This window comes from Delftia sp. BGA-UO-ETr-SB1 (assembly GCF_059567865.1).
The window spans coordinates 2,140,756-2,150,798 of the sequence record NZ_JCAQOW010000006.1 but is presented as its reverse complement, the minus strand read 5'-3'; the positions used below and the strand labels follow the sequence as shown (position 1 = coordinate 2,150,798).

At 71.4% G+C, this 10,043-nt stretch carries 2 protein-coding genes; both read right to left on the bottom strand.

Annotated features, from left to right (window positions below; translation table 11 throughout):
* Positions 1-8 precede the first annotated feature (8 nt).
* A complete protein-coding gene (locus AC57B5_RS28430) occupies positions 9-4,679 on the bottom strand; it encodes a type I polyketide synthase (protein ID WP_496400751.1) in 4,671 nt (1,556 codons plus the stop codon).
* Positions 4,679-10,024 carry an amino acid adenylation domain-containing protein gene (locus AC57B5_RS28425; RefSeq protein WP_496400750.1) on the bottom strand — a complete coding sequence of 1,782 codons (5,346 nt, stop codon included), beginning with the start codon at positions 10,022-10,024 and terminating at the stop codon, positions 4,679-4,681. The genes AC57B5_RS28430 and AC57B5_RS28425 overlap by 1 nt, the downstream gene beginning before the upstream one ends.
* Between the last annotated feature and the right edge of the window lie 19 nt (positions 10,025-10,043).

The following is a 10,043-nucleotide window of genomic DNA, read 5'->3' as shown; positions in this document are numbered from 1 at the left end:
GGCGATCTTCACGAATAAATCGGCGATGCGGTGGTCGGGGCGGGCTCGGCTTCGGCGTCCAGCGCCTGGATTTCCTCGATCAACCGGGTTTCAACGAGTTCGGCCAGGCGCCGCACCGTGGGCGTGCGCAGCAAGGCCGCAGGATGGATTTCGACGCCATAGGCCTGGCGCACGCGCGCCAGCAGCTGTATGGCCATGAGCGAGTCGCCGCCGAGTTCGAAAAGGTTGTCCTCGGCGCCCACGGGAGCCACGCCCAGGAAGCCGCTCCAGAGCGCGGCCAGACCGGTCTCCAGGTCGCCCTCGGGCGCCACGAAGCCGGCCATGCCACCGGGCCGCGCCTGGGTGGGCGCAGGCCCCGCCGTCGCTGCCGTTGTCGCTGCTGCAGGCAGGGCCTGGTCCAGCAACTCGGCGAGGTCCGCATGGCGACGCGTTTCCAGATCGGTGGTGGACACGCAGACATGGGGCTGCACAGGGCCGGCCAGGATGCGCTCGAACAGATGCACGCCCTGCTCCGGTGCGATGCCCACACCTTCGGGCATGGACGTGCCTGCCGCCATGCCCACGCCGCGCCACCCGTCCCAGCCCACGGAAATCAGCGGCCAGCCGGCCGTGCGGCCATGGGCCACGGCCAGCGCATCCAGGCAGGCATTGGCGGCCGCATAGTCGATGCGGCCCAGGCCGCCCGCCACGGCGGCCAGGGAAGAGCACAGCAGCATGAAGTCCAGCGGCTGCCCGGCCAGTGCGGCCAGCAAGGCCCGCGTGCCCTGGAGCTTGGGCGCGAGCACCTGCATCACCTCGTGTGCCCGCTTGTCCGCGAGCATGCCGTCGCCGGCCAGTCCGGCGGCGTGGATGACGCCGTGGATGCCGCCATGCATTCCGCCGAAAGCGCGCTGCGCCTGTTCCAACGCAGTGCGCAGCTGGGCTTCGCTGCCCACATCGGCCTGCACCAGGCACAGCTGGGCGCCCAGCCGTTCCAGCTCCAGCAACTGCTGCAGCCGGGCACGCAGCGCAGGTTCCGTCTGCGCATCCTGCGCCAGTGCCTGCCACTGACCCCGTTCAGGCAGCGCCGAGCGGCCCAGCAGCACCAGCCGGGCCTGCCAGTGCTCGGCCAGGTGCCGGGCCAGCGCCAGCCCCATGCCGCCCAGGCCGCCCGTGATCAGATAGCAGCCGCCACGGCGCAGGCGCGGCGCGGTGGCTGGCGCAGCTGGCGTGACGGCGGGTGCCGTCTGCCCCGCAATGCGCTCGTAACGCCGGGTCCAGCGGTGCGGGCCGCGCAAGGCCACGCAGGCCGGTGCGGGCTCGCTGAACTCGGCCAGGATGCGCTGCGCCAGCGCTGCCATCCCTTGGGCATGCCCGCTCTGCACAGGCAGCACATCGACGATGCGGCAGGCCATGCCCGGCAGCTCCTGGGGAATCACGAGGCAGGGGCCATGGAGCATGGCCTTGGCGGGCTGCAGGGATTCGGTCCCTGTCACGTCCTCCAGCCCATCCGTGACCAGCAGCATCTGCTGCCGGCCAGCAGCGCCCACAGCGGATGCGGCAGGCACGGCCTCCAGCGCCTGGGCCAGGGCCAGCGGGCCGAGCAGGCAGCGCTCAGCCGCCTGTGCGTCATCCAGCGTGCCCAGGCTCCACAGATCGCAGATGCAGGCCACCGGGCCGATCTCGGCCGCTATCTGCCCCAGGGCCCGCGTCCAGTCGCTGCGCTCGGTCATGCGCAGCGCATGGCGGGCAGGCCCCAGGCGTTCATGGAGCGGACCGGGTTCGATGCGGACCACGGGCGCGGGCTGGGTATCGGACCAGGCCTGCGCCAGGGATTCGGCCAGTGTCGATCCGGCCTCGGCCAGCAGCAGCATGCAGCCGCCGGCGGGTACCGCGGCGGCCGGTACAACGGGCGCTGAGCGTTGCCAGACAGGGGCATACAGCCAGCCCCGGGGATCGGTGCCGTGCAGACCACCGGGAGCAGCAGGAGCGGCCTCAGAGGCCGGCACCGTGGCGGCAACCCAGTGCGATTCGCGCTCGAACGGATAGCCGGGCAAGGGCACGCGGCGCGCGCCCTGTGCGCTGTTCAGCAGCGGTGCCTTGGCCGCGCCAACGCCCGCCGCCCAAAGCTGGGCCAGGCAGCGCGCGGGCTGGTCGGCCTGAAGTTCTTCGCGGTTGGCGGCTGCCTGCGATGCCAGCACCGTGCGTGCGCCAGCCTTGTGATGGCGCCGGGCCAGGCCGCTGAGGCCTTGGCCCGGGCCCACTTCCAGCAGGATGCGGTCGCTTTGGTCCAGCAGCGTGTCCAGGCCCTGCGCAAAGCGCACCGTGCCGCGCAGATGCTGCAGCCAGTAGCGGGGGTCCTGGGCCTCTTCGTCGCGGATCCAGCGGCCGCTGAGGTTGGAGATGAAGGCCATGGCAGGCCGGTTGAACCGCACGCTGGCCAGCTGGTGCGCAAAGGCGTCAAGCACGGGATCGAGCAGCGCGGAATGAAAGGCGTGCGACACCTGCAATCTGCGCAGCAGCACGCCCGTGCCGGCCAGGGCCTGCTCGGCGGCCGCAATGGCGTCGGGCCGGCCCGAGAGCACGCACAGATCGGCCGCATTGACGGCGGCCAGATCGCAGCCCCGGCACAGCCAGTCCTGCAGCGCGGCCTCAGGCAGGCCCACGGCCAGCATGGCGCCGGGCTCGGTGGCCTGCATGATGCGGCCGCGCGCGACCACCAGGTCCAGCGCATCGTCGAGCGAGAAGACCCCGGCGATGCAGGCCGCCACATACTCGCCGATGCTGTGGCCCAGCATGGCCTCGGGCTGCAGGCCCCAGGACATCCACAGCCGCGCCATGGCGTACTCGACGATGAACAGCGCAGGCTGCGTGGCCTCGGTGCGCGCCAGCGCCTGCGCTGCCTGGGCATCGTCAGCCTGCGCCAGCAGCCAGGGTCGCAGGTCCATGCCGGTCTGCGTCCTCACCCTCTCGCAGCAGCGGTCCACGATGTCGCGGAACACCGGCTCCTGCGCATGCAGGCTGCGCGCCATGCCTGCGTGCTGGGCGCCCTGGCCGGGGAACAGAAAGGCCAGGCCGGGCTGGGGCGAGAGCACGCTGCCCGTGAAATGCACCAGAGGCGCCGGATGGTCCAGCGCCTCGATGGCCTGGGTCACTCCATGGGCCAGCACGGCCAGCCGGTGCGCATGGCGCTTGCGGCCCACACGCAGGGTGTGGGCCACATCGGCCAGGGCCAGGCCCGGGTGCTGCTCCAGATGTCTGGCCAGCTGGCTGGCCGAGGCCTGCAACGCCTGCGGCGTGCGCGCCGACAGCAGCAGCAATTGGTGCGTACGCCCTGCGCTTTCCGATGGATCGGCAGGGAGCGTGGCCGGAGCTTCCTCCAGCACCACATGCGCATTGGTGCCGCCCATGCCGAAGGAACTCACGCCGGCACGCCGGGGCAGCGGGCCGGCAGGCCAGTCCTGCGCCGCGGTCTGGACGCGGAAGGGGCTGGCAGCGAAGTCCACGCGCGGGTTGGGCGTGGAGAAGTTCAGGCTGGGCGGCAGGGTGCGGTGGCGCAGCGCCATCACGGCCTTGATCAGGCCGGTCACTCCGGCAGCGGCGTCCAGGTGGCCCACATTGGTCTTGACCGATCCCAGGGCGCAGTGACCGGGCGCACGCCCCGTCAGTCCCCCAGCCCCGCCAAAGGCCTGGGTCAGCGCCGCGATCTCGATGGGATCGCCCAGCGTGGTGCCCGTGCCATGGGCCTCGACATATCCCACTGAGGCGGGATCGACGCCGGCCATGGCCTGGGCGGCGCGTATGGCCTCGGCCTGGCCGTCCACGCTGGGCGCGTTGTAGCCGATCTTGCGCGCGCCATCGTTGTTCACGGCGCTGCCCCGGATCACGGCATGGACGGTGTCGCCGTCCCGCAGTGCCTCGTCCAGGCGCTTGAGCACGACCACGCCCGCGCCGCTGCCCAGCATGGTGCCGTCGGCGCGCGCATCGAAGGCGCGGCAATGGCCGTCCGAGGACAGAATGGCGCCCGGCTGGTGCAGGTAGCCCGCGCCCTGCAGCAGGTTGAGCCACACCCCGCCGGCCAGGGCCATGTCGCACTCCATGCCCAGCAAGGACTGGCAGGCCATGTGCACGGCCACCAGCGAGGTGGAGCAGGCCGTCTGCACGGTCACGGCCGGGCCGCGCAGATTGAGCTTGTAGGCCACGCGCGTGCACAGGGCGTCGGCCGCGTTGCCGTTGAGCAGGGCGATCAGCTCGGCGATGCCGCCGCTCCACTGGGCCCGTCCCAGCAGATGGCGCATGAGGTAGAGATTGGCGCCCGCACCCGCGAACACGCCGGCCGCCGCGTCCAGCCGCTCGGCGTCATAGCCCGCATGCTCCAGCGCCTGCCAGGCGCATTCGAGGAAGACGCGCTGCTGGGGATCGATCTGGCCGGCCTCGCGCGGCGTGTAGCCGAAAAAGCCGGCATCGAACCAGTCCAGGCCTTCCAGCATCACGCCGGACTTCACGCAGGCGGCATCGTCCAGCAGGGCCTGTTCCGTGCCCTGGTGGCGCAGGGCCTCGTCGCTGAAGGCCGTCACGGATTCGCGGCCTTCGCGGATGTTGCGCCACAGCGCGTCCACGCTGTCCGCGCCCGGAAAGCGCCCGCCCATGCCGATGATGGCGATCTCCACGCCGCTGTAGCCTGCATCCTGAGCACGCATCAGTTCACCTCCTCGGTCAGACCACGGCGGCCCAGCAGCGCGGCGCGGCGGCGCTGGGCGCGTGCGTCGGCCTGCTGGTCCTGCAGTCCTTCCTGGGCCGCCCCCGCGCCGCGCTGCGCCTCGATGCGGCGGGCCAGCGTGGCCACGGTCGGGTGCTGGAACATGTCGATCACCGAAAGCCCGCTGCCCAGCGCATCCTCGATCAACCGGTGCGCGCGTATCAGCAGCAGCGAATGCCCGCCCAGGTCGAAGAAGCTCTCGTTGGCGCCTATGCGTTCGAGCTGCAGCAGCTCGCGCCAGATGGTGGCAATGGTCTCGGCCACACCGCCTTCGGGCGCCTCGAACGGCTGCGCACCATCGCCCGATGCAGGCAGGGGCGCGGGCGCCGGCAGCGCCTTGCGATCCACCTTGCCGTTGCTGTTGAGCGGCAGCGCGTCCAGGCGCACAAAGAGGGAGGGCACCATGTAGTCGGGCAGGCTGCGGCCCAGCTGCGCCTTGAGTGCAGCCAGGTCCTGCAGCGCGGCGCCTTCACCGGCCAGGTAGGCCACCAGCCGGCTGCCGCCTTCGGCAGCGTCTGCGACCACCACCGCCTCGCGCAGGCCTGGCACGGCCAGCAGGGCGGCTTCGATCTCGCCCAGTTCCACGCGGAAGCCACGGATCTTGACCTGGTGGTCCAGCCGGCCCAGGTACTCGATCTCGCCGTGCTCGTTCCAGCGCACCAGGTCGCCCGTGCGGTAGGCACGCTCGCCGGCCTGCGCCGAGGGGCTGGCCACAAAGCGCTCGGCCGTGAGCGCGGGCCGGCCCCAGTAGCCGCGCGCCAGCGCCAGGCCGCCCAGCAGCAGCTCGCCGGCCACGCCGCGCGGCACGGGCTGCAGGCCAGCGTCGACGATATGCACCTGCACGTTGCCCAGCGGCCGCCCGATGGGCACGGCCTGCGGGCCAGGCTCGCGGCAGTCGTGGTAGGTGACCTCGATGGCGGCTTCGGTCGGCCCGTAGAGGTTGAGCAGGCGCGCGCCCGGCAACAGGGCCAGTGCGCGGTCGCGCAGCTCGGCCGGCAGGGCCTCGCCGCTGCAGACGATGTGCTTCAGTCCTGTGCAGGACGGGGCATGGCCGCTGGACAGAAAGGCCTGCAGCATGGACGGAACGAAGTGGATGCAGGTGACGGCATGGCGCTCGACCAGGGCCGCGATACGCGCAGGATCGCGATGCTCCCCGGGCCCAGCCAGCGCCAGCCGGGCGCCTGTGGACAGCGGCCAGAAGAACTCCCAGAACGAGATGTCGAAGCTGAACGGCGTCTTCTGCAGCACGGTGTCCTGCGCGGCCAGCGGCTGGTGCTGCTGGCCCCAGGCCAGGCGGTTGCACAGCGCGCGGTGGCGATTGCCCGCGCCCTTGGGCCGGCCGGTGGAGCCCGAGGTGTAGATGACGTAGACCAGGTTCTCGCCGTGCAGCGCGACGCCCGGGTCATGGGCCGGACGGGAGGACAGATCGATGGCGTCCACCGCCAGGCACAGCGGCTGCAGCGCGGGCGGCAGCCTTGCGACCAGGCCCGACTGGGTCAGCAGCAGGCCGATAGCGCTGTCGTCGGCCATATAGCGCAGGCGTTCGGCCGGGTGCTCGGGGTCCATGGGCACATAGGCGCCGCCGGCCTTCAGGATGGCCAGCAGGCCGACCACCATGTCCAGCGAACGCTCCATGGCAATGCCGACCTGGACCTCGGGCCGCACACCGTGCGCGATCAGATGGTGGGCCAGGCGGTTGGCACGCGCATTGAGTTCGCCATAGCTCCAGGAGTCTTCTCCAAAGACCAGGGCCGTGGCCTGCGGGTTGCGACGCGCCTGCTGCTCGAAGGCGGCATGGACCAGCTCGGGCACGGCATGGCCGCCCTGCCCGCCCTGCCCGCTCTGCCCAGACTGCCAGGCCACCAGCTCGGCACGTTCTTCCTCCGACAGCAGATCCACCTCGCCCACAGTCGCCTCGGGGTGATGGGCCAGGGCCTCGAGCATGCGCAGATAGTGCTGGCCCAGGCGCTCCATGGTGGCGGGCAGGAACAGCTCGGCCGCATAGTCCATGCCCACGCGCACGGCGCCGCCTGCGCGTTCACGCACTTCCAGGGACAGCTCGAACTGCGCCGTGCCTCCGGGCATTGAAGCCGCTTCGGCCATGCAGCCCGTCATGCGCTCGAAGCCGCGCAAGTCCTCATGCACATGGTTGAACATCAGCTGGAACAGCGGTGGATGCGCCAGGCTGCGCTGGGGCTGCAGGTCTTCCACCAGTTGCTCGAAAGGCAGGTCCTGGTGCTCCTGGGCCTGCAGCGTGGCGCGCCTGGCCGCATTGAGCACCTGGGCCAGCGGGGTGCGGCCATCGACCTCGGCCTGCAGCACCAGGGTGTTGACGAAGAACCCGATCAGGCCCTGCGTGCCCGCATGCTGGCGGCCCGCCACGGGCACGCCCAGGCGCAGCACCTGCTGGCCCGTATGGCGGTGCAGCACGGCCTGCCAGCCTGCCAGCAGCACCATGAACAGGCTGGCGCCGGCTTCGGCGGCACGCGCGCGCAACGCGTCCACCAGCGGCGCAGGCAGCGCGAAGCCATGCCGGGCAGCCGAGTAGCGGGCCACCGCGGCGCGCGGCCGGTCGCTGGGCAAGGCCAGCACGGGATGCTCGCTGCCCAGTTGCCCGCGCCAGTAGGCCAGTTGCCGCTCGCGCACGCCGCCATCCAGCCAGGCCGCATGCCAGGCTGCGTAGTCGGCGTATTGCAATGCGGGGGCAGCGGGCTCGGCGGCCGCAGCCGCATCACCCAGATGGAGGTATTGCTGCGCAAGCTCGTCCAGCAGGTTCTGCAGGGATACGCCGTCGCACACGATGTGGTGCATGACCAGCACCAGACGGTGGTCATCCGGCCCAAGCCGCATCAGCAGCGCACGCAGCAGCGGGCCCTTGCCCAGGTCGAAGGGCCTGGCGTGCAGGCGGCGTGCCTCTTCAGGGGCACGCTGCGGCTCGTGGTCCAGGTCCAGCCATTGGAACTCCAGGCCGCCGCTATCCAGCACATGCTGCCGGGCCGACCCGTCGGCGGCAGGCAGAAACACGGTGCGCAGCGCATCGTGGCGTGCCACCAGGCGCTCCAGGGCCGCGTGCAGCCGTTGCGCATCCAGCGTGCCGCCCAGCTGCAGCTCCACCGCCACGTGGTAGGCCGTGCCCGCAGGATCCAGGTGCCAGAGAAACCACTGCCGCTGCTGGGCGTGGGACAGGGGCTGGCTTGCACCGGGGCCGCGCGCCACAGGGCCAGGACGAGGGATGCCAGTTCCGGGTCCTGCCGCCTGCAGTTCGCGCAATGCAGCCGCGCACGCCGAAAGCCGGGGCCGGTCAAAGAGCAGGCTTGGCGCAAAGTCCACGCCCCACTGCTGCGACACGCGTGCAGCCAGTTGCACGGCCGAGAGGGAGTTGCCGCCCAGCAGGAAGAACTGCGGATCGCCCGCAGGCAGCTCGGCACGGCGCAGCACTTCGCACCAGAGCATGGCCAGCGCAGTCTCGGTCGCATCGCGCAGTGGGACGGCTGGGTCTGCACCGTCATTTGCCACAGAGTCCGCCGTTGCGTCCACAAAGGCGCCGTTCTCCCAGACCGCATAGGCCTCCAGGCTGCGCTGCGCCCAGCCCTTCTTGCAGGCCTGGCGCTGGAGCTTGCCGCTCGATGTGCGCGGCAGCGCGCCGGGCTCCAGCAGGACCACGACGGCCGGCGCCTCGCCAAAGACCGTGGCCACGGCGGCAGCCAGTGCGTCGACCAGCGTCTCCCTCGGCACCAGCTTTTGCAAACCGCGCGAAATCTCGGCGGCCACACCTATGCCCTCGCCCGACGGCCCTTCCACCGCAAACGCGGCCACGCGTCCCTTGCGCACGGCTTCGACCTCGGCCTCGACCACGCGCTCGATGTCCTGCGGGTAGAGGTTGTGCCCGCGCACGATGATCAGGTCCTTGATGCGGCCCGCCACATGGACCTGCCCGCCGTGCACGAAGCCCAGGTCGCCCGTGCGCAGCCAGCGCCGGCCTGCATGCTCGACAAAGGCCTGCTGCGTTTGCTGCGGCTTGCCCCAGTAGCCCTGGCTGATGCTGGGGCCGTGCGCCCAGATCTCGCCCACGCGCCCGGGCTCCAGCACCTGCAGGCTGTGCGGATCGACGATGTTCACCGCATGGCCGGGAACGGCAGGGCCGCAGCCCACCAGCGGGGTGGTCTGCGAGGCGCCGGAGCTTTCCTCGGCCCGGCCCTGCGCCAGGGCCTCGGTATCGAAGGACGTGATCGTGGCGCCCGCGCCGCAACTGCCGCCGGTGATGAACAGGGTGGCTTCGGCCAAGCCGTAGCAGGCATAGGCCGCGTCGGGCCGCAGGCCGCAGGCGGCAAAGCGCTGCGCGAAGGCCGTGACGGTGTCGGCACGCACGGGTTCGGCGCCCGTGTAGGCCAGCCGCCAGCTCGACAGGTCCAGCTGCGCCAGCTGCGACGGCTTGATGCGCTCCAGGCACATGCGGTAGGCGAAGTCGGGGCCGCCGCTGATGGTGGCGCGGTGGCGCGAGATCAGCTCCAGCCAGCGCACGGGGCTTTCCAGGAAGAGGCGCGGCGAGGTCAGCACCAGCGGCAGCCCGCTGTACAGCGGCTGCAGCAGTCCGCCGATCAGGCCCATGTCGTGGTACAGCGGTGCCCAGGACATGAAGCGGTCGCCCGCGCCGATGTCCATGCGCTGCTGGATGGCAGCCTCGTTGGCGATGAGGTTGCCGTGGCTGACCATCACGCCCTTGGGCGCCGAGGTGGAGCCCGAGGTGTATTGCAGGAAGGCGATGTCGTCGGCAGCCGGCGCATGGGGCCGCCAGGCGTCGGCATCGGCCAGGTCCACCTGGTCGGCGGCCACGGCGGCAATGCCGGCAAAGCGCGCATCGGCACCGGGCAGGGCCTGCATCACTTCGGCCGTGCTGATCACGCAGGCCGCGTCCGCGTCGCCCACGATGCCCAGCAGCCGCTCCAGATGCTGCACGCGCAGCGATTCCAGCGGCGGCACCGGCACGGCGATCACGCCCGCGTAGAAGCAGGCCAGCATGCTGGCGGCGTAGTGCTCGTCGTTGTCCATCATCACCAGGGCGCGCGCGCCCACGGGGCACAGCTGCTGCAGCCGGGCGGCCAGCGCGCGCACGCGGCGGTCGAACTCGCCGTAGCTGTGGCTGCGCTCGACCACGCGGCCGTCCTGCACGGCGGCCACGGTGAGCCAGATGTCGTCGGGCCGCTGCTGCGCCAGGCCCCTCAGATGCTCGACCAGGCTGGCCGGCGCCTGGCCTGCTGCCGCGATTGCACTTTGTCCACTCAGCATGTCAGCTGCCTCCCGGGTT

What these genes read in the sequence shown, in the direction of transcription:
- AC57B5_RS28430 (WP_496400751.1), bottom strand. Translation starts at nt 4,679, where the DNA reads ATGCGTGCTCAGGATGCAGGCTACAGCGGCGTGGAGATCGCCATCATC.
- AC57B5_RS28425 (WP_496400750.1), bottom strand. Translation starts at nt 10,024, where the DNA reads ATGCTGAGTGGACAAAGTGCAATCGCGGCAGCAGGCCAGGCGCCGGCC.